This window comes from Paenibacillus pinistramenti (assembly GCF_005869875.1).
GTDB classification, from domain to species: domain Bacteria; phylum Bacillota; class Bacilli; order Paenibacillales; family Paenibacillaceae; genus Fontibacillus; species Fontibacillus pinistramenti.
This window is the reverse complement of record NZ_VAWG01000009.1, coordinates 111,358-136,229: the sequence shown is the minus strand read 5'-3', so window position 1 is coordinate 136,229 and position 24,872 is coordinate 111,358. Positions and strand designations below refer to the sequence as shown.

At 51.9% G+C, this 24,872-nt stretch carries 21 protein-coding genes; 18 read left to right on the top strand and 3 right to left on the bottom strand.

All coding sequences use genetic code 11. From position 1 onward, the window contains the following. Positions 1–265 precede the first annotated feature (265 nt). Positions 266–934, bottom strand: coding sequence for a hypothetical protein (locus FCN15_RS12315; protein WP_162515352.1), 669 nt, complete (start codon positions 932–934; stop codon positions 266–268). A 362-nt stretch (positions 935–1,296) separates the two neighbouring features. Between FCN15_RS12315 and FCN15_RS12310 the strand changes: the two genes are divergently transcribed. The 15 genes from FCN15_RS12310 (at position 1,297) to FCN15_RS19325 (ending at position 16,563) form a co-directional block, all read left to right on the top strand. After that, entirely contained in the window at positions 1,297–1,593 is a 297-nt protein-coding gene (locus FCN15_RS12310) for a MerR family transcriptional regulator (protein WP_138495304.1), read from the top strand. A 64-nt stretch (positions 1,594–1,657) separates the two neighbouring features. Next, entirely contained in the window at positions 1,658–3,307 is a 1,650-nt protein-coding gene (locus FCN15_RS12305) for an amidohydrolase (RefSeq protein WP_138495303.1), read from the top strand. Between the two features lie 38 nt (positions 3,308–3,345). Then, positions 3,346–4,596: an MFS transporter gene (locus tag FCN15_RS12300; protein WP_138495302.1), complete on the top strand. Its 1,251-nt coding sequence runs from the start codon at positions 3,346–3,348 to the stop codon at positions 4,594–4,596. A 6-nt stretch (positions 4,597–4,602) separates the two neighbouring features. Then, on the top strand, positions 4,603–5,382 hold the full coding sequence (locus FCN15_RS12295; protein ID WP_138495301.1) for a GntR family transcriptional regulator: 780 nt from the start codon (positions 4,603–4,605) through the stop codon (positions 5,380–5,382). Between the two features lie 165 nt (positions 5,383–5,547). After that, complete coding sequence (locus FCN15_RS12290) at positions 5,548–6,966, top strand: aldehyde dehydrogenase family protein (protein WP_138495300.1); 1,419 nt, start codon at positions 5,548–5,550, stop codon at positions 6,964–6,966. 33 nt (positions 6,967–6,999) lie between these two features. Then, positions 7,000–7,755, top strand: a complete 756-nt coding sequence (locus FCN15_RS12285) for a sulfite exporter TauE/SafE family protein (RefSeq protein WP_138495299.1) — start codon at positions 7,000–7,002, stop codon at positions 7,753–7,755. 28 nt (positions 7,756–7,783) lie between these two features. Beyond that, on the top strand, positions 7,784–8,914 hold the full coding sequence (ald, locus tag FCN15_RS12280; protein ID WP_138495298.1) for an alanine dehydrogenase: 1,131 nt from the start codon (positions 7,784–7,786) through the stop codon (positions 8,912–8,914). A 32-nt stretch (positions 8,915–8,946) separates the two neighbouring features. Continuing rightward, the gene (locus tag FCN15_RS12275) at positions 8,947–10,302 is read left to right on the top strand and encodes an aminotransferase (protein ID WP_138495297.1); all 1,356 of its coding nucleotides are present in this window, start codon (positions 8,947–8,949) and stop codon (positions 10,300–10,302) included. Positions 10,303–11,292: 990 nt separating this feature from the next. After that, positions 11,293–11,913 carry a DUF1796 family putative cysteine peptidase gene (locus FCN15_RS12270; protein WP_138495296.1) on the top strand — a complete coding sequence of 207 codons (621 nt, stop codon included), beginning with the start codon at positions 11,293–11,295 and terminating at the stop codon, positions 11,911–11,913. A gap of 75 nt (positions 11,914–11,988) precedes the next feature. Further along, positions 11,989–13,668, top strand: coding sequence for a hypothetical protein (locus tag FCN15_RS12265; protein WP_138495295.1), 1,680 nt, complete (start codon positions 11,989–11,991; stop codon positions 13,666–13,668). Then, positions 13,661–15,628, top strand: coding sequence for a TOMM precursor leader peptide-binding protein (locus FCN15_RS12260; RefSeq protein ID WP_138495294.1), 1,968 nt, complete (start codon positions 13,661–13,663; stop codon positions 15,626–15,628). Before FCN15_RS12265 ends, FCN15_RS12260 begins: the two co-directional genes overlap by 8 nt. A 110-nt stretch (positions 15,629–15,738) precedes the next feature. Next, a complete protein-coding gene (locus FCN15_RS19495; RefSeq protein WP_238996658.1) occupies positions 15,739–15,867 on the top strand; it encodes a YjcZ family sporulation protein in 129 nt (42 codons plus the stop codon). Between the two features lie 52 nt (positions 15,868–15,919). Next, entirely contained in the window at positions 15,920–16,045 is a 126-nt protein-coding gene (locus tag FCN15_RS19490; RefSeq protein WP_238996657.1) for a YjcZ family sporulation protein, read from the top strand. A gap of 220 nt (positions 16,046–16,265) precedes the next feature. Then, entirely contained in the window at positions 16,266–16,382 is a 117-nt protein-coding gene (locus tag FCN15_RS19330; RefSeq protein ID WP_203232134.1) for a sporulation protein YjcZ, read from the top strand. Positions 16,383–16,440: 58 nt separating this feature from the next. Next, positions 16,441–16,563: a sporulation protein YjcZ gene (locus FCN15_RS19325; protein WP_203232133.1), complete on the top strand. Its 123-nt coding sequence runs from the start codon at positions 16,441–16,443 to the stop codon at positions 16,561–16,563. Between the two features lie 219 nt (positions 16,564–16,782). Here FCN15_RS19325 and FCN15_RS12255 read toward each other — a convergent pair whose 3' ends face one another. Both FCN15_RS12255 and FCN15_RS12245 read right to left on the bottom strand, forming a co-directional pair. Further along, complete coding sequence (locus tag FCN15_RS12255; RefSeq protein ID WP_338044375.1) at positions 16,783–18,627, bottom strand: helix-turn-helix domain-containing protein; 1,845 nt, start codon at positions 18,625–18,627, stop codon at positions 16,783–16,785. A gap of 15 nt (positions 18,628–18,642) precedes the next feature. Beyond that, positions 18,643–20,511, bottom strand: a complete 1,869-nt coding sequence (locus tag FCN15_RS12245) for a sensor histidine kinase (protein ID WP_238996656.1) — start codon at positions 20,509–20,511, stop codon at positions 18,643–18,645. 559 nt (positions 20,512–21,070) lie between these two features. On the opposite strand from FCN15_RS12245, the gene FCN15_RS12240 reads away from it, so the two are divergent. The 3 genes from FCN15_RS12240 (at position 21,071) to FCN15_RS12230 (ending at position 24,656) form a co-directional block, all read left to right on the top strand. Next, positions 21,071–22,003, top strand: coding sequence for an ABC transporter permease (locus tag FCN15_RS12240; protein ID WP_138495292.1), 933 nt, complete (start codon positions 21,071–21,073; stop codon positions 22,001–22,003). Between the two features lie 123 nt (positions 22,004–22,126). Next, positions 22,127–22,978, top strand: coding sequence for a carbohydrate ABC transporter permease (locus tag FCN15_RS12235; RefSeq protein ID WP_238996664.1), 852 nt, complete (start codon positions 22,127–22,129; stop codon positions 22,976–22,978). A 64-nt stretch (positions 22,979–23,042) separates the two neighbouring features. Next, positions 23,043–24,656 (top strand): extracellular solute-binding protein, encoded by a 1,614-nt coding sequence (locus FCN15_RS12230; protein ID WP_138495291.1) that lies wholly within the window; start codon positions 23,043–23,045, stop codon positions 24,654–24,656. Positions 24,657–24,872 lie beyond the last annotated feature (216 nt).

Here is a 24,872-nt window from a genome sequence, read left to right as displayed (position 1 = left end):
TCCATGACCAAATGTAAAGCTGCTTCCAGCGATAGAGGAACCATTTTTGTAAACAAAGGAAGTTGTCAAACCGGTGTTCTTATCTCCCGTTCCCTGTAGTTTGACAGAAGAGCTGCCTTGCCATGTATAGTTAAAGGATACTGAAATACCTTGAGCTGCTGCAGATATGCCAACTTGAAACTGCCTTTGATTAGAATCAAAATCAAGACTCGTAGTTGAAGGAGACCAGTTAATCAGCTTATTTGTACTCGAGTTGGTTCTAATATTAGATTTGTATCCTGTAGATTAAATAATCTGTAGTCGCTTTGCCAGCCACATAAGTCTTGGAAGAGGATCCAGGCGGCGTATAAGTACCGTTGACTGAAAACTGTTTACGAATGGTGGTCATCAAATCCCCTTGCGTTTCTGTTGAAGCAGCAAATACGCTTATTTTATTATTATTAAATGTTTCGTCCATGTCCGTTCTAAAAGCCTCTATCGATGAGCTTTCAGTATTTGTTGTCGCCGATGTTTTTGCCTTAGCCGCTTGTGTTTGGCTGATAGGCTCGTCATTTTGCAGAACAGTTATTTTCCCATTTGCATTGTAAACCGCAATAAGTGTCGTTTTTGTTGGAATAACAATACTAGGCTCCCCTTCCGCTGAGCTGCTGTCCTGGCTAAGTTGTGCGTCCGGATGAACCTCTGAAAATCCTTCATTTTCAAGAAACAGGGGAATATTTAGCGGTTCAAATAGATGTCTGTATAAAGACAATTTATCAATCTCACTGCCTTTAAAAATAATCGTATTGCCTGGCTGATTGATAAACTCCCTGATTTCTCCAAGTTGAATAGCGTCAATCCCCATTTCATCCAAGTTATATTCCTTTTCTTGTTCGGAAGCCGCTGATACAGAACCTGTGTAAGTATAAGAACCACACACCAAAAAGAGCAACACAACTAAAGATATGGCTTGAATTTCTTCATAATTCCTCCATAAATTTAATATATTGGTCGGACGACAGCAAGATATTAAACCTATCAGATGGAATTAAAACATATATTTGTAAAATATTAAAAAGCTTCTCCCGAGATTCAACTCGAGAGAAGCTTTTGCATTTAGTATCGTCTTATCTTTCAAACGATCACCCCAATACAAGGAGTTTATAGTTTGCATACACGCCCTAGAAAACATCCATTTTATTTTTTTTGAATCACTTAAAAAAGTTTTATCTCTATACAACCTAAATACTGCCATGTAATAATAAGTGACATTAAAAATCGGATTATTTCACATTTCTCCTAAAGAGGTGTTTACTTATGACTGGGAGTGGAAGCTTCAAGGATAAGAAAGTGATTGCAATTGGGACCGTATGTGAATTGACCGGATTGTCCGCACGGAAAATTCGTTATTACGAGGAGCGGGGGCTGATTTTTCCAGAGCGTTCATCGACAGGTAACCGGAAGTACTCGTTCGCCGATGTGGAAGTCTTAATGGAAATCGCCAACCAGCTCGAAGACGGAACGAAAACGACGGAGATCAAGAATGAACTGAAGCGAAAAAGAATGTCAGATTATATGACACATAACCGGACGGGGAACCGCAATTTTTTATAATTACTGTTGTAAAGACATCACTATGATAGGACAAATGAATGGAATGGGAGAAGGGGGCAGTCTCATGAAACCGATTGATTTGCTGATTACGTATGCCAACGTGCTGACGCTGGACGGTGCGAACCGGATTGCAGGATCGGTAGCAGTCACAGATGGCCGGATAAGCGGCATTTGGAGTCAGCCGGAACCGCCGCGCCGCGAGGTCAACATTACTGCACAGACGGAAATCCTGAATCTGAAGGGAGCAACCTTAATTCCGGGATTTATCGAGACACACAACCATCTTCTGCAGTGCGGCTATACCAAGGATAGCGTTGATTGCGGGAGTCCGAAAAACAAACGGATTGCCGATTTGATAAACGCTATCGGTGAGAAAGCAAGGGTAACGCCTGCAGGACAATGGATTCAGGGCTTTGGATACGATGATACATTGCTGGAGGATCATCGTCATCCAACCCGTTTTGATTTGGATCAAGCGTCACTAGACCATCCGATCATGATCACACATATCAGCGGGCATATCGGCGCAGCCAATTCAAAGGCGATGGAACTTGCAGGTATTCATGACGACAAAGCTGGAGGAAGTGCAAACTTCGGCCGAAACGATGATGGACAATTGAATGGTGTGCTGTATGAGAATCCGGCAATGGGGCTTATACATGCAGTCATCCCGGCTCTCGGCGAAGAGGCTTTCATCAAGCAGCTGGGTGAGGCGGCACAGGAATACGTCGCACAAGGCATAACAACGAATACGGATGCCGCCATTCCGGACCCCGGCATGTTAACCGTCATGCTGAAGGCATCTGAGCAAGGAGTTATTCCTATGCGCATGCAGCTGATGATTATGCACTGGCTGCTCGGGAACAACGGAGCATATGCCGGTTATGACGCCAAACGTTTAGACGAAGAAATTAGGGAACGTTCCAATGGAAGGGCCCGCCTGGATAGTGCGAAGATGTTCCAGGACGGGTCGATTCAAGGGTTAACAGGCGCTTTAAGAGAACCTTATTTTTGCGATGAAAAATTGTATGGAGATCTATTTCATGATCAAAAGGCCTTTAATGAAGAAGCAGCCGATCTGCACAAGCGCGGATTTCGGATCGCCACACACGGGAACGGCGACCGGGCGATTGGTTCCATTCTTGAGGCTTACGAATATGCGGTAACCCGCTTTCCCAGACCGGATCACCGTCACCGGATTGAGCATGTCCAGACGGCCACAGTCCAGGATTTGGATCGCATGGCTCGGCTGGGCGTGGCGGGATCGTTTTTCATTAATCATGTGTATTACTGGGGAGAGCGTCACGAGCAGATCTTCCTTGGCCCGGAGCGTGCGAAGAGAATCAGTCCCCTCCGGGACGCCGCAAGCCGGAATATCCTGCTTACCCTTCATTCGGATTGCCCGGTCACGCCGATCTCGCCTCTGTTCCTGATTTGGGCTGCCGTGAATCGAATGACCAGCGAAGGGCGGGTACTGGGGCCTGAACAGAGAATAGATGCTCTTTCGGCGTTAAGGGCGATGACGATTGACGGAGCGAGACTTAATTTTCAGGAGCGGGAATCAGGAAGCATTGAAGTGGGAAAATGGGCGGATTTCGCCGTGTTGGATGCAGACCCGCTAAAGGTTAATCCGCTGGAGATCAAAGACATTTCCATTCTTTACACCATTATTGGCGGTCAGGTGAAATACGAAAATTATAGAATCAGAGCTTGAATTATTCCATGATAAGCCTATAAGAGGAGGAATCGCGTTTGAGCAAAGCGGCAGTATTAAAGAATTCCAAATTAATTATATCGTTGCTGTTCCTGGGGAACTTGTTCTCTTCCTTTGACCGGTTTGTCATTAACTATGGCGTTGTTCAAATCTCCGACGAGTTCCACATGAACGCTTCTGCCAGCGGCCTCATTCTCAGCATTTTCTTCCTGGGCTACGCCATCATGCAGGTTCCCGGCGGCTGGTTGTCCGACCGTTTTGGTGAAAAGATTGTGCTGTTTATCTCTATTGTCGGTTTCTCGCTGTTTACCGGTTTAACCGGGTTGGCCTGGTCAATAACGGCACTCCTGGTAATCAGGTTCCTGTTCGGGGTAGCGGAGGGAAGCTTCTTCCCTGCAGGCTCAAAATTAATCTCGACGACGATCGAGGAGAATAAGCGCTCCCGTGCAATGTCGATCTTTCTGTCCGCCATGACGGTGGCCGGGGTTATTGCACCAATATTAACGAGTGTGTTTCTTGTTCAGCTGGGCTGGAGAACAATGTTTACCGTTATTGGAGGATGCGGTCTCTGCATTGCAGTTCTCTACTGGATTTTCTTGAACCCGGGAGAGCAGAATTCAGCAAGGAGACCAGAAGCCCAGACCTCATCTACGGAAAAATTGACAAAAGGCAGCTTTAAACGGTTATTAAAAACTCCACTAATTTGGCGTCTTGTTGCCGCTTCCTTCGGCTATGGCTTTATCAGCTGGGGGACATCCTCCTGGATTCCCACATATCTGGTGAAGGAACGGGGAATCAGTATTTCCTCTCTCGGACTGCTGCAAATGATTCCTGCCCTGACGGGAGTTATCTTTTTCCTGGCTGTCGGGGTGGTTATTGATAAAGTGAAGAGCAGCGCTCAAAAATGGTTCGGAGCATTCAGCGGAATCGGCCTTGCAATCACCGTCTACCTTATGTTCCATGCAGAAACGGTCATAGGAGTTATTTTCTTTCAATCTCTAATTCCGGTGTTCTCTGCGTTCCTGTCTGTCATTATCTTTAGCCTTCCGCTTAAACATCTGCCGGAGGAAACAAGCGGCTCGGCTGTAGGTCTGGTTAATATAGGCGCTCAGGTCGCCGGCTTCGCGGCGCCGCTCGGCATGGGGCTGATCATTGATTTCTTCAAAGGCTCCTTCGACGGAGCAGTTTGGTTATTGTGCGCATTTGGCCTTGTCATTTTCGTGTCCTTCCTCACGCTGCAATCAGACAGAAAACCGATTGTAATCCCCAATCTTTCTGAAGGGAGTTGATGACTGATGATCGATCTGAACAGCAAGCTTCCCTACTATTCCCAGCTCAAGGAATCGATATTGAATCAGATTAACAGCGGCGTGTTGGCGAAAGGGGAGAAGATTCCTTCGGAGCTGGATTTGGTCGAGCAATATGGCATTAGCCGCCCTACGGTCAGACAGGCGCTCGGGGAGCTGGTGCAGGAGGGGTATCTCATTAAGAAAAGAGGGCTGGGCACCTTTGTCTCTTCTCCTGTCATCACGGGAAACGCGAATGTGTTCAGGACTTTTGCGGAGGAGATGGTGGCCAGCGGACTCACCCATCATGCGAAATTAATCAGCAGCCGGATGATACAGGCTCCGGATAAACTGGCTGCAGAGCTGAAGATCAAGCCGGGCAGCGATGTATTCGAAATCGTTCGTCTCCGGCTGGCCAATGACGAGCCTCTTGCGATCCGGACATCCTTCATTCCTTGCGCTTTATATTCCGATTTGCTGCAGGAAGATATGGAGGGGGTACCGTTATACGTGTTATTTCAAAAGAAAGGGATTGCTGCCAAAGGCTCAACTCAATCTTTCCAGGCCGTCGCGGCTTTACAGGAGGAAGCGGAGCTGCTCCAAGTCGAGCAGGGCGCCCCAATGATGCTTTGCAGAGGCGTTGCTTATGACGAGAATAACGTGCCTATCGAGAAGTATAAAGCCCTGCATCTCGGGTCAAGATTCCGGTTTACGGTCGAGCAGTCCAGCAGAGGGCCGGCTTCATTGGTGCAGGATGAAATGACCCCATTTGAGCAAATTCATTTTTAAACAGGGGAAGTGAGGAGCATCCTGCTCTTCGCTTTTTCTATACCAGTAAAAAAACATGTCAGATTATCTGACACAATTAAAGTTATCGGATTCTGTATTCACTATGATAAGTACAGAACAGGTTGTAAATACATCATTACAAGCAAGCGAGAGAGAGGGAATGGAATGACAAATTCTTTGAGACAGAAGGAAAAGATCTGCTCAGTTAATCCCGCGACAAAGCAAGTTCTTGCCGAGTTCGAATTGATGAGTAAGGAAGAAATCAAGAATGCCGTCCTCGCAGCTTCAGAAGCTCAAAAGGCCTGGGCACGAACGCCGGCTCCTGTCCGTGGCGAATTTCTGCTTAAGATCGCTGAACTGCTGGAGAAGCGGGTAGAAGAATGGGGCAGATTGGTTACGGAGGAGGTTGGCAAATGTCTGCGGGACGGTATCGGCGAGATCGAGAGAAGTATCTCCTTCCTGCGGTTCTTTGCAGGCGAAGGGTATCGAATGAAGGGGGAGACGATCCCATCGCGGCGGCCTGGCATGTTCAGCTACTCCAAACAGCAGCCTCTCGGAACAGTCGGAGTCATTACGCCATGGAACGTACCATTGGCGATTCCGGTGTGGAAGATTGCTCCGGCCTTGGTAGCAGGTAACAGCATCGTATGGAAACCTGCGCCTCAGTCACTGCTTATTTCCCGCAAGTTTATCGCCCTTCTGGAGGAAGCAGGGCTGCCGCGCAACCTGGTTATGCTGCTGATTGCCGACGGTCCGCTAGTTAGTGAGGTTTTTGCGGAGGACGAACGGATCAAGGCGGTTACGTTTACTGGATCTACCCGTACCGGGAGGGCAATCCATCAGGTTCTTGCTACGCGGGGCATTCGATTTCAAGCGGAAATGGGCGGTAAGAATCCGTTCATCATACTGCCGGATGCGGATCTGGAACGGGCTTGCCAGGATATTGTGTCAGGCGGCCTGCTCGACGCAGGACAACGCTGCACGGCGACCAGCCGGATTTTTGTACACGAGGCGGTGTACGATGAATTCCGCGAAATGATGGTTCGTACGCTTGAGAAGGTCAAGCTAGGGCCTCCAACGGAAGAATCGACAATCGTCGGCCCGGTCGTGGATCAGCGGCAGTATGATACGATTCGCGGGTATATCGACATCGCTAAGTCGGAGGGCGCTTTGCTTCTCTTTGGTGAAGATGAGCCGGAAGAGGATTGGGCCAAGAAGGGGTATTTTATCAAGCCGAAGCTGTTTGATCATGTAACCCAAGACATGGCGATTGCGAACGAGGAGGTGTTCGGGCCGGTGCTTGCGCTCCTTACATTCTCCGATTTGAACGAATGTTTGAAGCAGTGCAACTCCATTGAATATGGTTTGTCTTCAAGTCTCTATACGAAGGACATTGCTGCGGCCATGAAATATGTCGATGAAATTGAGTCGGGTCTCGTGCACATTAACGTTCCGTCAACATACAGCGAACCGCAGATGCCGTTCGGCGGTATCAAAGCAACAGGCATAGGCGGGTTCCGTGAACAAGGCAGCCATGCCATCCAGTTCTACACAGAATGGAAAACCGTTTATGTATCGGTGTAAAACGCGGTGCAGCGACAGGGGAGCTGAGATGGAATGAATCTGGGGCTTGGTGCAGTACTCCTTCTGTTTGCGGTGCTCAGTGGCCTTGCGAAAGCAGGCTTTGGCTTTGGGGCGGGGATGCTGCTGAACCCCATCCTGACTCTGTTTGTCTCCTCTTCGACGGCGACAACCCTGCTTGCACCTATTCTGTGGTTCAGCAATTTTACCGGGGCGAGGGTTCATCGGGAGGCCATCCAGTGGGAGCTTATCGCCCGGATGCTGCCCATAGGGATCGCCGGAACAGTGACCGGCACCTTAATGCTGGTCTGGGTCGACGAACAAATCTTGAAGCCGGCCATTGGTATAAGTGCCATACTCATGGGGATTCTGCTGCTGTGGGTCCGAAAGAGAAGGCAAACGTCGGAGGATGGTGCGGGGGCGGCCGGCGGGAAAAAGCAAGCCGTTCTCTATCAGCTCGGGGCAGCCGCCTCAGGTTTCGTGGGAGCGACAGCAAACTCCGGCGGCCTGCCATTGATTTTGTTGTTTATGCATGATTCATCGGTAGACAAAAAGCAGTTTACTGCAAACATCGCGATGCTGCTGGCGGTCATGGATACGATAAAAATTATTTCCTACCTCGTGCTGGGGATCTTGTCTATCCGCAATCTGCTGCTTGTTCTGGTGTTTGTACCTTTAATCTATGCGGGCGGTTATTTAGGGAAGCAGCTGAACGACAAAATTTCAGAGCGTTCATTCTATACTGTGGTTCATGCCATTATCTTCGTTACGGGGATTCTATTAATCTATTAAAAATGACTAAGTGAAGGAGTGTATCATCATGAATATCGGCGTACCTAAAGAGATTAAAAATAATGAGAACAGGGTTGCCATCACACCGGCAGGAGTATTCTCCTTTGTCAGTGCGGGCCACCAAGTATGGATCGAAGACGGAGCCGGTCAGGGCAGCGGGATTACAAACGAGGATTATATTCAGGCGGGAGCCAAAATCGTCCCCTCTGCAAGTGCAGCCTGGTCAGCGGAGATGGTGATGAAGGTGAAAGAGCCGCAGAAGTCGGAATACGGATATTTCCGGGAAGGTTTAATCCTCTTTACGTATCTGCATTTAGCCGCCGAGCCCGATCTTACCCACGCACTTATTGCCAACAAGGTAACCGCGATTGCTTATGAAACCATCCAATTGGATAACGGTTCTTTGCCTCTCTTGACACCTATGAGTGAGGTGGCAGGCCGAATGTCTGTTCAGGTCGGGGTTCACTCGCTTGAGAAGTTCCAAGGTGGAAAAGGAATTCTGATCAGCGGGGTGCCAGGCGTCAAACCAGCTAACGTTGTTATAATCGGCGGCGGAGTTGTCGGGACAAATGCGGCCAAGATGGCGCTCGGATTAGGCGCAAATGTGACCATCCTGGACGTTAACCCGGAGAGATTGAGACAGCTTGACGATCTGTTTAAGGGAAGAGTGCAGACCGTCATCTCCGACCGCTTCCATATCGCAGAAGAAGTCAAGCAGGCTGACCTCCTGATTGGTGCAGTCCTGATTCCAGGAGCCCGGGCGCCTCAGCTCGTCACAGAAGCGATGATCAAGGAGATGGAGCCGGGATCTGTTGTAGTCGATGTTGCCATCGATCAAGGCGGCTCCATTGCTACCGTAGATCATACAACGACTCATGACCAGCCAACCTATGTGAAACATGGAGTTGTTCATTATGCTGTTGCCAACATGCCGGGAGCAGTCGCGCGCACATCAACCTTCGCCTTGGCGAATGTAACAAGTCAATATGGCCTCTATATCGCAAATAATGGATTCGAACAAGCTGTCCTCCATAATAATGCTATTGCTAAAGGTGTAAATACATTCCGAGGCAAAGTGACGTTCAAGGCTGTTTCCCAAGCATTAAACGAGCCATTTATACCGCTTCATGAAGTGGTTACTCAGGAAGCCGTATCCTAATTCTAAATGAGAGCAGAAGGAGGAGAACGATAATGAGCACTAAAGTCATACAACCTGAATTGATTGAGAAGGACAAGAAGCATCTGTGGCATGCACTCTATAAAGACTCGGGAAATTCCAATCCTGTCATCGCGGCGTCCGGAGAAGGTTCGTGGTTTTATGACATAGACGGCAACCGCTATTTCGATGGAGTATCAGGCTTATGGTGTCTGAATCTGGGCCATGGACGTCGGGAAATCGCTGATGCCGCTGCTGAGCAAATGATGAAATTATCCTATTCTCCGCTAACCTTGAGTCATGAGCCGGCAATTGAGCTTGCTGCCAAGATCAGCGGGCTGCTGGGGGGCGGAAACTATAAAACGTTCTTCTCCAACAGCGGCTCCGAGGCTAACGAGACGGCCTTCAAAATTGCGCGGCAGTATCATGCCCAAAACGGAAAGCCCGGCAAATACAAATTCATCTCCCGCTATAGAGCATACCACGGCAGCACGCTCGGAGCTTTAAGTGCAACAGCTCAAGCCAATCGCCGATTTCATTACGATCCCCCTGCTCCCGGTTTCCTGCATGTGCAGCCTCCTTATCGCTATCGCTCTCCGTTTGGGGATACGCCTGAATCGGACCTAAAAGCCGCGGACATGCTGGAGCAGACCATCATTTGGGAAGGGGCGGATACGGTTGCAGGAGTGATCATGGAGCCGTTCATCTCTGGCGGAGGCGTCATCATTCCTTCCGATGGATATCTTCAGCGGGTATCGGAGATTTGCAAGAAATACGATGTGCTGCTCATCATGGACGAAGTGGTATCGGGATACGGGCGTACAGGCAAAATGTTTGGTTTTATGCACTTTGAAGGCGTGCAGCCGGACATCGTGACGATGGCCAAAGGACTGACGAGCGGCTACCTGCCGCTTGGTGCGACATCCGTCAAGGAAGAAATTTACGAAAAATTCAAGGGAACCGGCCCAAATCAATCGTTCCGGCATGTATCTACGTATGGCGGCCATCCGGCATCCTGCGCGGTGGCGCTGAAGAACATTGAAATCATCGAGCGGGAGAACATTGCAGCAAGAGTGGAGCATTACAGCGGACAGATCCTCAGCACCCTGCATGAACTGAACAATCATTCAAATGTTGGGGAAGTCCGCGGCGTCGGATTTCTGTACGGAATTGAGCTTGTTGAGAATAAGGAAACAAAGATCCCGGTATCCGAGGCTGTCATTACCCAAGTCATCGCAGCCTGCAGGCAGAAGGGCGTCATTATTGGAAGAAACGGGGACACCATCCCCGGCTTCAGTAATGTGCTTATTATTGCGCCTCCGCTTTCCTCGGAGGAGGAGGATCTCGTTTATCTGGTGAATACGATTAAAGATGCGGTTCAAAGCTTATAAGGCAAGCTGGAGTAGGCCGATCCGATTAGCGGGTTGGCCTCACCTCAGCAATCTTTACATGACGTGACGATGGAGCAGTTCACCGTCATTATTTCGATGATCCTGAACCGGGCTTGCTTATCCAGCTTCCCTCTCCATGCAGATTCGGATTAATCTTTTTTAGATATTCGACCAGCATTTCAGATCCTCGTTCTCTTCCTCAAGACTGCTGAACTAATCTCTTTCGAGATCGTTCATAATCTGATACTGGAGCCCCTCGACTCTGGCTTTTTGTGATTTCGGCAAACCCAGTGTCCGGCTCTTCTGGCTGCACATCCAGCATGAGCAATGAATTTTAGCTTTTGACAGTCTGCCAAATTGATCGTTCGGTACATTCCAATAAAAATGCTTGATCAAGTAACCCCCAGGAAGGAACTTATTGTCACAGGCTAAGCATGATGGCAAATCTCCGTATATCGTGCATTGTTATCACCTGCCTGCTTAATGTAAGCTCTTATCTCTTATACGCAATTTGGTTTGAGGATGTTTCGGCAGACACACAAGTCATTCATAACGTTTATGAATTGGATTAGGAGTCTGCACCATTAGGCCGGAGTTTGCTTTTTCTCAGGGCAGGAGGGTGAAAGCCCAGTCAAATCGTGTTAATAGCGGATATGATGAGGTAGATGTTGATCGAGGAGGTGTCTAGCTTATGGCGGTTGCAGGTGGTGCATCTTGTGCATCGTGCGCATCTTGTGGCGGAGTAGGTCCTGGTGCGTTTACATCGACTGGCGCGATTCTGGTTCTGTTCATTCTGTTGGTTATCATTAGCCGTACTCTTCTGGTTGGCGGGCCTTACTAGGGGAGAGGCGCTTCCACGCCAATCAAATGAACAGCAGCTCAGATTAAGCTATAAAGGAAAAGCAAAGGGCGGTCTCATCTCCTGCGTGCAGGGGCGGGATCGCCATTCTTTATTATGACCGGAAAAATAAATCCAAGAGGTGAGCCGCTTTGAACTGGAAGCACTGCCGCGGAGTCTATCCCGCTTATATCAGCCTTGGAGCGACCTGCCAAACCGCCTATCAGCTGAGGAGGCTGGGACTCCGTCAAAGCGCCGGGCCGCTGGACTGGTTCCTTTCCTATTCGGTCCCTCATTTGTCCAGGCTGCTTCGGCTGCAGTTTAAGGATTTTTGGAAATGGGAGAATTTAAGAACGGTCAATATCGTCCAGAACCATTATGTCATTCAGGATACCGCTTACCAGATTGAGTCCTATCATGATTTCCCTGTACCGTACGACCCCAGGACACTTTATCCTTCGTTCAGAGAAAAAGCCGACCGCCGGACTGCCCGGTTCCTGCGGCTCATTAAAGAGCATCCCGTCTGCTTTGTCCGCATTCTGACGACCAGTTCGGAAGCCTATCAGCTGGAGCGGGCCCTTAACCCTATTGCCAATAAAGGATTTCGGCTGCTGATTGTGAACCTCCATCAGGATGCGTCCAGAGAGATCAGCTACGACGATTGGGGAATTCAGCGGGTAGCCTCCGTGACCATCTCGGGCGGAAGGGACTGGCGGGGGTTCGATCCTGGCTGGAACAGGATTATGGAAGGCTTTAAAAGGGCCGGAGTCTGATCGGAAATGGGCATTCCCCGGAAAAGGATGACGTATCATGATTAGGAGAGCGACTTATGATTAGGAGAACGACTTATGATTAGGAGAACGACTGATGAACGAATCCTGGAGGGGATGTCTTGCATGGACGCCAAACGGAATGAACTGCTGGTGATCGGGGACAGCGGAGTTATGCCATATTTGCTGCCGCTTTTACAGGAATCTGAGGTGCCGGCGTGTTCGGCTGTGTTTTTGAGCGATGAGCCTTATCCGCCCGCGGGCACGCTGTTCCCTGGAACCGAAACGGGCTTGATAGAGGGCCGCAGCGTATCCCGGAATCAGGAAGAACGAGAATGGAAGGAGACGATCGGAGCTTATCCTGTTATCCTGCTGGCGCTTTCCTCTCTGGATCTTATTTTGTATCGGAAAATTTTTAACGTCTGTGCCGCTGGAGGAAAAATACTACTGCCCGCGGCATTCGCCCGCGGCTTGGGACTCCTCGGCCCCATGACCGCCAGGCGGTCAGACGCCTGCCTGGAGTCCGCCTGGCGGCGGCTGCATGTTCCTGATGCAGACAATGCCGGCAGTGCAGACAATGCAGACAATGCAGGCATCCCATGCATCCCAGGCATACCAGGCAATAAAGGCAATCAAGCCAGCCCAGGCAGTGACAGGGATGCTCCGCCTTCTTCCCTCCTTTACTCCATCCTCTCTAATGTTATGGTTCACTATGCCGAGCTGTATCTGGAAACCCGGAGCCTCCAGTTGCACAATCAGGTTTATGTCTTTCATGAAGCCGCCCTGGAAGGGAGAATTTATCCTGTTGAGAGGCATCCATTGGCCGGGGGCTCGCCCGCAACGGGCAGTTCCCCTGCGGCCCCGATTTGGGTGCCTTTAAGCGGCGCTGCGGTTCATGCAGCAAAGGATGAAATGGACCTGGAGGCGCTTTACAGCCTGCTGGCCCGGCTGGCTTCTCCGCATACCGGCATTCTGTATGAACTGGATGAAGGGGATTTCATCCAGCTGCCTTTATCCGTCTGCAGGTCTCAAAGCACGGACCCTCTTGCTCCGGGGCCTGCCGGAAAGCTTCCTGCTGCTCTTTGCGCCGGATATACCCATTGGGAAGCACGAAGGGAGGCCGGCTTAACCGGGCTTCAGGCCTATACGGCCCGGCTGGCTGAACGGTTATGCCCTAGTGATCATGGGAGCGGCCAAACCTGCATCGGCGTTGGAACAACTTATCCGGAAGCCATCGGCAGGGCGCTGCAGTCCTGTCTGGAGGAGAAGGCTGGACTGCACGGCCGGCAATCGGGAGCCGCTGTATTTCCCATCCGCCTTGGCGAGGTAAAGGACCCCCGCTGCAGCTATTACCTGCAGTCGCTGAATCAGCTTGCCGGCAAATGGGAGCTCTACTGGAGTGAAGGAGCGGCGGCTGCCCCGGTTATATGGGTCCATGCTGACAGCAAATGGTACGCCGCCTGCGATCTCAATCTTACCTATGCGCTCCGCCGCGTGCTTGTAAGGGCACTGCTGGACCTGCAGACGGGGTTTGGGAGAGATTCCGGAACCACAACTGGAATTACAGCCGTGGCCGGGACAGAATGGGATATACCGCAGGCAGAGGAGAATTATCAAGCGGAGGATGTAAAAGAAATGCTTACGCGTCTGGCTAATGCGCAGTGGAGTGTGGAGACTGCAGATCTGGCAGTAGAAGAGTTCATGTCCGAGCTGTGCGTCTATGGCGTACGGCTGAAGGGAGGGCAGGATTATGAATAAGGACAATCCGGCTGCAGCCGTGGTCATCGTCGGGCAGGGCCGTCTGGCCGAAGCTGTCCGGGCCCGTCTGGAGAAGACCTGCAGCATTGTTCAGCAGGAGGAGGTGTCCGGCGGCCTGCCGTTAACTGCCAAGCTGGCCCTGGTTCTGCAGGACGAATGGGAGCCCGAGCTGCTGCTGCAGGAGGGAAAGCGCCTGCAGGACAGGGGTATTCCCTGGCTGGCCGGCTATATGATGGAGCGGGAAGGAGCGGCCGGTCTGCTCGCTGTCCCCGGCGTACCGGGATGCCCGAAGTGCGCGGAATACAGACTGATCAGCGCCGGCAGTGAGCGGGAAGAGATTCTGAGCTCCCAGGCGAGCCTGCTCTTCTATGGAAAAATCGTCCGGGAGCAGGAGCTGCGATCCGGCGGAATCCGGCAGCTGGCCTATCTGATTTCGGAGGAGGCCGGGAGCTTTTTGCAGGGAAGGGGTACCCGTCTGTCCAGGCAGCTGTGTCTTGTGCATATGGAGACTGCCGAATGCAGCTGGCATGCCGTTCTTCCGCACCCTGCGTGTGAAATTTGCGGGTCGATTCCCGAGGATTCCGTGGCAGCTGCCAAGCTGGAGTTCCCGCCTAGTCCCAAGGCCGCTCCGGACGCCTACCGCTGCATCCCCGAAGAGGTGCTTGGGAAGGGGCTTCTCGAATGCTATTTTGATGAACGAACGGGCCTGTTAAATCAGAAGGCCAATCTGCTGCTGCAGTCTTATGCTGAAGTGGTGATGAGTCTGCCCGCTCCTTATGGCAACGAAGCCGTCGGCGGCCGGTCGCATTCCTACAAATCCAGCGCGGTTACGGCTGTGCTTGAAGGATTGGAGCGTCTGTGCGGGATGTCGCCAAGGGCAAAGAAGACCAGCGTGTTCAAAAGTTATCTGGAGCTTGGCCCGGCAGCCATGGACCCTGTTTCGGCAGGGGTCTATTCACAGGAGCAGTATGCGGATCCAGACTGTCCTTATGAGCCGTTTGATCCTGCGCTTCCGATTCCTTGGGTATGGGGCTATTCCTTCCGGAAGCAGACTCCGGTTCTGGTGCCGGAGCAGCTTGCTTACTACAGCGGGGGAGCGGGGTTCGTTAATGAGTTCTCGAACGGCTGCGCCCTGGGAGGGAGCTTGGCCGAGGCTGTTTTTCACGGGATTCTCGAGGTTGTGGAGCGCGATTCGTTCCTCATGACCTGGTATGGGCGTCTGCCTCTGCCGTATCTTGATGTGTCTGAGGTTCAGGATAGGCAGCTCCGTCTGATGCTGGAGCGGGTCCGGTCCGTGGCCGGGTACGATGTGCATATTTATAATTCCACTATGGAGCATGGCATTCCGAGCGTGTGGGCCATCGCCAGGAACAAGCAGGCAGGCCAAGCCAATCTGCTCTGCTCGGCGGGAGCGCATCCGGATCCTGTCCGGGCCGCCAAGAGCGCCTTATTCGAGCTGGCCGGAGCTATCCCGCGGATCGAAGCCGGGTACAGGGAGCGCCTCCCGCATATTAGGGAGCTGTTCGCTGATGCTTCCAAAGTGGAGGAAATGGAGGACCATGCCTTGCTTTACAGCCTGCCTGAGGCAGAATCAAGACTTGCATTCCTGCTGGAGCAAGAAAGGGAAGCACCGCCGGGTTCAGGCTGGACATTAAGCGGCGGGGCCGGGCCAGCAGAGGTTTATGAGGATATGGCGGATGAAATGCAGAGTCTCGTTCAGAAGCTGCTGGATCAGGGGCTTGACGTCATTGTGGTCGATCAGACTTCCCCTGAAATAGCGGTTAAAGGGCTCTACTGCGTAAAAGTGCTGATTCCGGGGCTGCTGCCGATGACGTTCGGGCATTCGCTGATCCGGCTGAGCGGTTTGGAGCGGGTATTCGAGGTGCCGCAGAAATTAGGGTATAAGACAGGCAGGCTGAAGCCGGAAGAGCTGAATCCCTATCCCCATCCTTTCTTGTGAGGGGGAACCGCATCTGGAGTGGGTATTTTTCCAGAAGGGATAGAAGCCCAATCCATTTAAGGCGCAGGCGGATATGATGAGGTATCTGCTTAACAAGGGGGTGTTTGAGAATGGCAGTTGCAGGTGCGGGATCTTGCGGCGGTGTTGGACCTGGTGCCTTTACCTCAACAGGTGCAATCCTGGTATTGTTCATTCTTCTGGTTATTATCAGCCTTACAATGTTGGGCGGAGCTTATTAACCTCATGAAGGACTAATGGATGAGGCATTCCACTGGAAGGGAGGACAACGAAATGGCATACGCTGCAGGCGGAGCAGACTCTTGTGCCAGTTGTGCGGGCAACGCCTTCACAAATACTGGTACCATTCTGGTTCTCTTTATCTTGCTTGTTATCATCAGCCGTACTTTCTGGCTGTAAGCTGAACGATGAGTCCCTCAGCAGCGGACGGGTGCAGGTATGCGCCTGTCCTTTGGCTGGGGGATTTTTCTGATTTTTCTGGGGAAATGCAGGAAGGGTCCTTTTGCTTACTTGTCCCTTCATGGAATTCATAAATTTCAGTCTATATAGATAGACCCCCAATCCACAGGACCAACAGGAAAATACAATAAGGTATCTGGGAAGCAGGGAGGTGTAAGTGATGGCAGTTGCAGACGGAGCTTCCTGCGGCGGTCGGGGAGGCGGCTTTACTTCAACCGGTGCTATTTTGGTGCTGTTCATACTTCTGGTTATCATCAGCATGACAGTTCTCGGTTGAGGCTTGTCATGTGAACCATGACCTGCTGAACGCTTGAGAGAGAGGGGAGGTTACAGCCATGGCATATGCAGGCGGCGAAGACTGCGCTCCTACTAGAGGCGGCGGCATGTTTACGAGCACTGGCACTATTCTGGTTCTCTTCATTTTGCTGGTTATCATCAGCCGTACAGTCTGGGGATAACCTCAGGACAGGTGCTTGAACGGATTCCTGCACGGGATACCCGCCCGATCTTGTGTCTGCATCCCGTCATCAGCTTGAGTTGAGAGTTTCCTCCTTTAAAATGGGCTGTCCCGAAGCCATTTGAGTGACCGGGACGGCCCTTTAATTTGAAAAAAAGAAAGCCGGCAAATAGCCGCCAGAATAAACATGGCTGCTGCGGCTTGCACCTTCTGGATCAAATCAGCTACCTGCCCTGCCGGTCTTCTTGTAATCATTCGGGGTACAGCCCACTTCCTGCTTGAACAGCTTGGAGAAATACGAATAATTCCCGTACCCGACTTTGCCGGCAACCGCATAAACGGACAGGGAGGTCGTCTCCAGCAGCTGCTTGGCGGCGGCAATACGCACCTGAATTACATAATTGCCCAGTGAAATGCCGGTTTCCTTCTTAAACAGCCTTGCAAGATAATCCGGATTCAGATAGACGATTTCGGCCAGACCGTTGCGTGAAAGCTCCTCTCCGTAACGGTTGTGAATGTGATGCTTGATCTCTTCGACGACGGAGTTGGCCTGTTCGGTAAAATCCCTGTACTCCATAGCCGTAGTCACCAAATCATGTACATAGGCCTCCATATCATGCGTGGAATTCAGCGATTGGGCAAGAAGCTGCTCGTGCGTTCTCCCGGTGTACAGCTTATGAGCCTGGATGCCTTTCATTTTCAGAAAAGAATAGACAAGCTGGACCAGATCCAGCCGGAACAAGCTGAGTGCAGCGACGTTGAGCATGTGATGGCTGAGCATCTGCTTTAAATAGGCGGAAGTCTCCGCCAGCAGGACATCAGGCTGATTGCGGTTCAGCAGCTCTTCCCAATAGGCGAGATCCGGCGCAGCATAGTTCGACTTTTCCCGGGAAATATCCAAATAATCCCGCACATCGTACAATTTGTTTCGTTCCTTCACCATCTCGCTGTCCATGGCCAGCAGCTGTCGGATGCTTTCGCTGACTGCTTCTAACTGCGCAGGAAGGGCAGCGGTGCAGCAGGCGTCGCATTTGAGATACAGATTGGCTTTCCGGAGGAAAGAGGCGCAGACCTCCCGCAAAGCTTCTTCTTCTGGCGGCGTATCCCATTTGATCAGGGCAATCCAATGATTCTCCTTAAATTCGAACAGCGTCTCCATCGTAAAAGAAGGCTGCCGGAACAGCTCGCCGATCACATTTTGCAGCGCAAATTCAAACAAACCCTTCTCCTGGCTGCACATGCTCTCATTATGGGGAAAAAGGTGAAAAAGCAGCGGCTGCACCTTATCGGTCAGCCGGTAATCCAGATTCTGCCCGGCGATGGACTGGGCAATGATCCCCGGCTTGACGAGTGAAGCGGTGCTGTCACTGACCAGCCTGCGCCAGAAATGCTCCAGCAGCTTGGCATGGTTCTTCTGCCAATACTGACCTTCCTGAACAGCCTTTTCGGTGTTCTGCTGCTCTTTCACACGGTTTACCGCTTTCTGGATGATGAGCATCAGCTTATCGAATTCGATCGGCTTCAGAAAATACTCGAAGCTTTGCAGCTCAATCGCTTTCTGGGCGTAGTTAAAGTCGGCATAGTTGGTCAATAAAATCGCCTGCAGGTTGTAGTTCATTTCCCTGACCCAGGCCAGCAGCTCCAGGCCGCTTCCCTGCGGCATCTCAATGTCGGAGATCAGAATCTGCACCGGATGCTGCTGCAGAATCTCCCGCGCCTGGGCGACATTATGAGCGGTATAAACCTGCTGAATGTTCAGCGAATGCCAGTCAATCTTCCGCTCCAGCGCCGTTACGACAAAATAGTCGTCATCGACGACCAGCGCGCTCATGGCTGCCGGTGTCCCCGGATAACCGGCGGAGTAAGCGGAAGGCGCAGCGTGGTTTGCGCCGCCGGAGCTGCCGGGCGAGCTGGATGCGCCGCCGGCTGCAGTGGAGCGGGGAGCGCCGGTCCAGCCGCCGCTGGCTGCGCTGCCGCCGGCATCGCTTCCACTGCCCATACCGCCGACCCTGCCGCTGCTGCCCAGCCTTACGGGGCGTCCTTCAAACGAAAGGAAAGCATTCATAGCTTACACTCCTGTTCATTCCGGCACGTAAGCCGGGAGATATAGGGTAACGCAGGCGCCGCCGCTCTCCAGATTGGAGAAGAGAACGGTAGCCTTCTGTTTATACAGCGATTCCAGTCTTTGCAGCGTGTTCATAATGCCGATATGCGTGCCTTTGGACTGGTCAAGCGGCTGCCCCTGCTGCAGGGCTTCGAGTATGTCCGGCGGAAATCCCGGCCCGTTGTCGGCAATCTGGATGATGTTCATCGGCAGGCCGGCTGGATCCTCTAAATTCATGCCTGCTGCCTCGCCCGGCTGCGCCCGCCTCAGCCTGAGCACAATCTGCGCTTCGTTCACCCGGGAGACACCGTATTTGACCGCATTCTCAATAAAGGTCTGCAGCACCAGCGGCGGAATGAGACCGGCGTCAGCCTTGCCACCCGGGCCTTCGGGCTCCAGGGACCGGTCAGTCCCTTGAAGCCGGCCAGGCCCATGAATCCGCTCAGGACTCTGAAGCCCTTCCAGGCCGTCCCGTTCAATCCGGTAGGACAGCGCGTTCTGGTACCGGTGCCGCTGGATGTCCAGATACGTCCGCACATGGTCGATTTCATCCTCCAACCGGACAAAATTTTCCCCGTTCTGAAAAATATACCGGAAATACTTGGACGTCGACATCGCCATATTCTCAATCTCCTGGTACATCTGCATCTGCGCCATGCTGTAAATGCTGGTCAGGCAGTTCAGAAAGAAATGCGGGTTGATCTGCAGCTTCATATAATCCAGCTGGATGCGCTGCTTCTCAAGCTCCCGCTCGTACAGGTCGATCTTGAACTTCTTGATCTGGCCCACCAGATGCTGAAACTGGGTGTTGGCCTTCTCCAGCTCGATGATTTTGCTGCTCTCCATGTCGATCGCTTCGCCGTCCTCGGACCAGAAGGTCAGGTTATAGGAAAAGCGTTTGATCGGCGTCAGCACCTTCCGCTTGAAATACAGCAGAATAAACGCGAGATTGCCGGCGATGATGACGGCGAGCAGCAGGATGAGCAGCTGGGCGATGACAATTTTCTCAAAGGTGCCGAACTGGATGACCAGCTTCACATGAAAAGTCGCGTTCGTAAATTCCCCGTCCACCGTCGTCCGGGTCTGAATGAGGTTCAGGAAGGAGGGCGCCGGCCGCTGAATATCCTCGCCGGTCAGCCGGGTTCCGTTATTAAGGACCGGGCTGGTCAATGACCGGCCGTCTTCAGCCACAAACGAGGCGAGCCCGTCTTCGCCCAGATTGATCTGCCGCAGCGGCGAGATCAGGTTGTCGGCCGAGATCAGCCCGATCATGTAGCTGTCATGGTAAGGAGCAATGCTGACCATGTAAAATTTTCCGCGGACCAGAACCGGCGACCACTTGGAGTAAAACCGCTCATAAATCTCCTTGTCCTGCACATCCGAATTCAGCACATTGGACGTGATCTGCTCCTTCAAATCCTGATAATCCCCATAGGGGATGCTGATCGGCGCGTAGTTCAGAAAGTAGTCCTGATTCTTTAAATAGAGGAAAAAGTTGTACTCCTGGCCGTAATTCTTCTGCAGCTCCGCAAAACGCTTATGCAGGTTCTCGCCTGCCTTGAAGAACTCCCAGCTGTTCACCGGATGGCTGCTCATGGTCTTCAGGCTCTCGTCGTTGGCGAGCGTCCAGCCCATATAGTGGCTGATGTAGGCAAAATCGTGGTTGATCCGGTTGATGTACAGATCCGCTGTATCCTGCAGATAGCGGGTGGACTGCTGCTTGACGATGGATATGGTGGCGATGCTGATCACAAAATCGAGCACCAGAACGATAAAGGAGATCAGGAACATAATTTTGACGTAGTGGCGGATGGGATATTGTTTGTTGGGTTTGGGAGCAGTCATATTCGGAAATTTCGTCCTTTCGTGGGGCGCATTTTAAACGAAGTAAATCTTATCTAGCGCAGCCACTCCGATCTCGAATGTTCTTTCAACCGCTGTTCCTCCTGGATTATTTATGAATGAACTCTAATGGTAATATTCCAAGAGCAAAGGCGGACGCTACGCTTTTCCAGAGCCATTCGACCTCTCCGTTAAGAAGCAAGCAGAGTAAGCTGCCCACTTCCTTTAAAAAGCCCAGAAATCCCCTTTATGAATGCGCTTTATTTTTTATTATAAAAAGGTTGCGGGCATTCGGCCATAACAATTGGGGCCGGGAGGATGCAAAGTCCGGAAAGTGCAACGGAAAGTCTGAATAACGTCAGTGAGGGAGCCTGGCCACCTCAGAAAGCTGGACAAGCCTGCTCAAACCGGACGCCAAAAGTCCGAATAGCCGCTGATCAAGGTCCGGTAAAGCGGGATGGATCGCCCTTATACTGAAGGTGTCCCAAGCGGATGGCGAATCCGGCAGAGGACGCCGGTTATTTTTCAGACTATATAAACAAAGAAAGAAGGAGGGGATGTCATGAAAGCCGGCCAAAGCCAAACCTTAAGCCGAGGGCGGAGAATCGGGCAGATCCGGAGAAACTGGGGCCTGTATGTGCTGCTGCTTCCCGCCGTGGTGCTGTCGCTGCTGTTCGCTTACAAGCCGATGTACGGCGTGCTGATTGCCTTTAAGGACTACAGTCCGGCGCTTGGCATTGGAGGCAGCCCGTGGGCGGGATTTAAATATTTTGAGAAGTTTTTTCACTCGTACCAATTCTCGGCCACCATCAAAAATACGCTGATTATCAGCTTGTACAGCCTGGTCACGTTCCCGATTCCGATCCTGCTGGCGCTGATGGTCAACCAGATGCGGGCGAACCGGTTCAAGCGGTTCTTCCAGACGGTGTCGTACATGCCGCACTTTATCTCAACTGTCGTCATGGTCGGCCTGATGCTCATTCTGCTGTCGCCAAGCACCGGCCTGCTTGGAAGTGTATACCGGCTGTTCGGCGCCGAAGCGCCTGATCTGATGGGCTCCTCCGGCTGGTTCAGCAGCCTGTATGTCTGGTCGGACGTCTGGCAGCATGTCGGCTGGGACAGCATCATCTACATCGCCGCTTTGTCCGCGGTGGACCCGAGCTTGTATGAAGCCGCAACGGTGGACGGGGCGAGCCGCTGGCACAAGATCCGCTACATTGATATTCCGATGCTGATGCCGACGGCAATTACGCTGCTCATTCTGCGGGTAGGCGGCCTGCTGGGGGTAGGCTTTGAAAAAGTATACCTGATGCAGAACGACCTCAACATCACGTCCAGCGAAATTTTATCTACCTATGTATATAAGATCGGCCTGCTGAGCAGCCAGTACAGCTTCTCCTCGGCGATCAACCTGTTTAACACCGTCATTAACTTTATTCTGCTGATTATGGTCAACCAAATCTCCAAAAAATTCAGCGAAAACAGTCTTTGGTAGAAAGGGGGATGAAGGATGGCGATGCTGGAGGCAGAACTTAACAAGAGGGCGGATTCAGGAAAGCTTGATAACAAGAAATCCCATAACAAAAGGATCAAAAATAACCGGTCCTCGGACACCGTCATGGAAGTGCTGCTGTACGTGTTTGCGGTGCTCTTCCTGATCGTCCTGATGTATCCGCTCTATTTCATTATTATCGCGTCATTCAGTGATCCGTCTTCGGTGGCGAACGGGCAGGTCTGGCTCTTTCCGAAGGGTTTTACGCTGGAGGGTTACCAGGAGCTGCTGAAGCATAAGAACATCTGGGTCGGCTACCGCAACACCATTCTGTATACGGTCGTGGGCACGCTGATCGGGCTGGCCGTGAACATTTCGGCGGCTTATGCGCTGTCACGGAAGGATCTCGTCGGCCGCAAGTTCTTGTCCTTGTTCTTCATCTTCACGATGTTCTTCAGCGGCGGACTGATTCCAACGTTCCTGACGATCCGGGACTTCCATATGTATAATACCTTCCTCGTCATGGTGCTGCCGTTCTCGGTGATCGTGTACGACATTATCGTAGCGAGGACCTTTTTCCAGACGAGTATCCCGGGCGATTTGTGGGAAGCGGCGCAGATCGACGGCTGCGGCAACCTGCGGTATTTTTTCCTGGTTGTGCTGCCGCTCTCTAAAGCGATCATTGCGGTGCTCGGCTTATGGATTGCAGTCGGGTATTGGAATTCTTATTTTAACGCCTTGATTTATCTAAAAGATCCGAACCTGTTCCCGCTGCAGCTCATCCTGCGCAACATTCTGATCACCAACCAGATGCAGTCAGCCATGGGTACGGGCGAAGCGGCGCAAATTGCGCTGCGGCTGGCCAGCATGATGAAATATTCCGTCATTATCGTGGCAACGGTGCCGATTCTGTGTGTTTATCCGTTCATCCAGAAGTATTTCAACCAGGGGGTGATGATCGGCGCCGTAAAGGAATAGCGGACAAGGAATAGCGGACAAGGAATAGCTGTCTTATCTTCTAATTTAGAATGGGGGAGTATCCATGGGCAAACTGTTAAACCGAAAGTCCGGCAAAATGCTCAGCGCCGTTGTGCTGGCAGGCTCGCTGGTGCTGGGCCTCGCCGGCTGCGGCGGCTCGAACAGCGCGAACAACACGGCGGCAAGCACGTCCGATAATTTCAATAAAGAAGGGCTGCCGATCGTCAATGAGCCGGTGACCCTGAAAGTGCTGACCATGCGCTGGGGCAGTATGGGCGATACTTTTACACAGAACCAGTGGCTGAAGGACCTTGAGAAGAATTCGAATGTCAAGATCGAATGGCAGGTCGTTTCTTCGAACGACTGGTCCGAGCAGAAATCGATTATGCTGGCCAGCGGCACGCTGCCGGATATTATTTTGGGCGACCAGACTTTTTCAGACTCCGATATTGTCAACAATCTGAGCTATTTCCGCCCGCTGGACGACTATATTGACCAGTACATGCCAAACCTGAAAGCGGCCATGGCCGAGACGCCGGAGCTGAAGAAGATCAGCACGTTCCCTGACGGCAAAATCTATTCGCTGCCAACCCGCCTGCCATCCCGTCCAAAGACGAAGAACCAGCCGGTCATCAACAAAACGTGGCTCGACAAGCTCGGCCTGCAGGTGCCGGACAACACCGATGATCTGTACAACGTCCTGAAAGCGTTTAAAACCCAGGACCCGAACGGCAACGGCAAAGCGGACGAAATTCCTTACACAGAAACCGGACTCGGCATGGACTTCCTGAACCCGTTCGGCATTACCGACATCAACGCGAACAACATGATGGTGAAAGACGGCAAGCCGGTTTATTATCCGATCTCCGATGAATACAAGGAAGCGCTGAAATACGCCAATAAATTGTACTCGGAAGGCCTGCTGGACAAAGAATTGTTCACCCAGGACGCGAGCATGACCTCGGCCAAGCAGCAGAATGCCGACGCGCCAATCGTAGGCTTCACCAACCAATGGACGCCCGACGCCGTCTTCGGCAAATGGAGCGACCAATATGTAACAATTCCGCCGATTGCGGGACCGGACGGCAAACGCTATGCTCCCGGCGATCCAAACGGCATGAGCTATAACCGCAACGAGCTGCTGATCACCACATCCTGCAAATATCCGGAAGTCGCTGCACGCTGGGCTGACCAGTTCTACACGAACGAAGCCAGCATCCAGAACTTCTGGGGCGCGATCGGTACGGTTATCCAGAAAAATGACGACGGCACCTTCTCGCTCATGGATCCGCCTGCCGGAACAAGCGCGGACGCCTGGTATTGGGACCAATCCCTGCGCGATTTCGGACCTAAATACGTAAGCCCATCCTTTGAGCAGAACATCAAGCTGAGCGAAAAAACCGGCGACGGCCTCAAGCTCCAGCTCGACAAGCTCGGCAATGAATACGTAACAACGCCATTCCCGAACGTCATGTACACGGCCGATGAATTCAAAGAGCTGCCGACGCTGACGACGGACATCGACACCTACGTAGCTACGACGCGTGCGGTATGGGTAACCAAAGGCGGCATCGACGAGGGTTGGGACGCTTATGTGAAGAAGCTGAACGACATGGGCCTCGAGCAGCTGATGAAGATCCGGACCGATGCGTATGACCGGTATATGAGCGTGAAGTAGCATGCTTTAAAAATAGTCATCATCAAGGGCCGTCCCGCGGCGTGTCTGCGGGACGGCCTTGTATTAAGTGCGCCTAATGCCGCGAGGGCCGGTCTGCTAGGCGCAGAATTATCAGAACTTTCAGGATTTTCTCCAGCGAAGTGGACGGATGATTCTGAAAAGCGAAGCGTTCGCCTTTGCTGCCGGATTTCTACCTTGTCATCAATTAAGGAAATC

Coding starts and splice junctions, on each gene's coding strand:
- FCN15_RS19490 (WP_238996657.1), top strand. CDS start 15,920: ATGGCATACGCTGCAGGCGGAGCAGACTCTTGTGCCAGTTGTGCGGGC.
- FCN15_RS12245 (WP_238996656.1), bottom strand. CDS start 20,511: ATGACTGCTCCCAAACCCAACAAACAATATCCCATCCGCCACTACGTC.
- FCN15_RS12240 (WP_138495292.1), top strand. CDS start 21,071: ATGAAAGCCGGCCAAAGCCAAACCTTAAGCCGAGGGCGGAGAATCGGG.
- FCN15_RS12265 (WP_138495295.1), top strand. CDS start 11,989: ATGATTAGGAGAACGACTGATGAACGAATCCTGGAGGGGATGTCTTGC.
- FCN15_RS12295 (WP_138495301.1), top strand. CDS start 4,603: ATGATCGATCTGAACAGCAAGCTTCCCTACTATTCCCAGCTCAAGGAA.
- FCN15_RS12275 (WP_138495297.1), top strand. CDS start 8,947: ATGAGCACTAAAGTCATACAACCTGAATTGATTGAGAAGGACAAGAAG.
- FCN15_RS12310 (WP_138495304.1), top strand. CDS start 1,297: ATGACTGGGAGTGGAAGCTTCAAGGATAAGAAAGTGATTGCAATTGGG.
- FCN15_RS12255 (WP_338044375.1), bottom strand. CDS start 18,627: ATGAATGCTTTCCTTTCGTTTGAAGGACGCCCCGTAAGGCTGGGCAGC.
- FCN15_RS12235 (WP_238996664.1), top strand. CDS start 22,127: ATGGAAGTGCTGCTGTACGTGTTTGCGGTGCTCTTCCTGATCGTCCTG.
- FCN15_RS12285 (WP_138495299.1), top strand. CDS start 7,000: ATGAATCTGGGGCTTGGTGCAGTACTCCTTCTGTTTGCGGTGCTCAGT.
- FCN15_RS19325 (WP_203232133.1), top strand. CDS start 16,441: ATGGCATATGCAGGCGGCGAAGACTGCGCTCCTACTAGAGGCGGCGGC.
- FCN15_RS12290 (WP_138495300.1), top strand. CDS start 5,548: ATGACAAATTCTTTGAGACAGAAGGAAAAGATCTGCTCAGTTAATCCC.
- FCN15_RS12305 (WP_138495303.1), top strand. CDS start 1,658: ATGAAACCGATTGATTTGCTGATTACGTATGCCAACGTGCTGACGCTG.
- FCN15_RS19495 (WP_238996658.1), top strand. CDS start 15,739: ATGGCAGTTGCAGGTGCGGGATCTTGCGGCGGTGTTGGACCTGGTGCC.
- FCN15_RS19330 (WP_203232134.1), top strand. CDS start 16,266: ATGGCAGTTGCAGACGGAGCTTCCTGCGGCGGTCGGGGAGGCGGCTTT.
- FCN15_RS12230 (WP_138495291.1), top strand. CDS start 23,043: ATGGGCAAACTGTTAAACCGAAAGTCCGGCAAAATGCTCAGCGCCGTT.
- FCN15_RS12260 (WP_138495294.1), top strand. CDS start 13,661: ATGAATAAGGACAATCCGGCTGCAGCCGTGGTCATCGTCGGGCAGGGC.
- ald (WP_138495298.1), top strand. CDS start 7,784: ATGAATATCGGCGTACCTAAAGAGATTAAAAATAATGAGAACAGGGTT.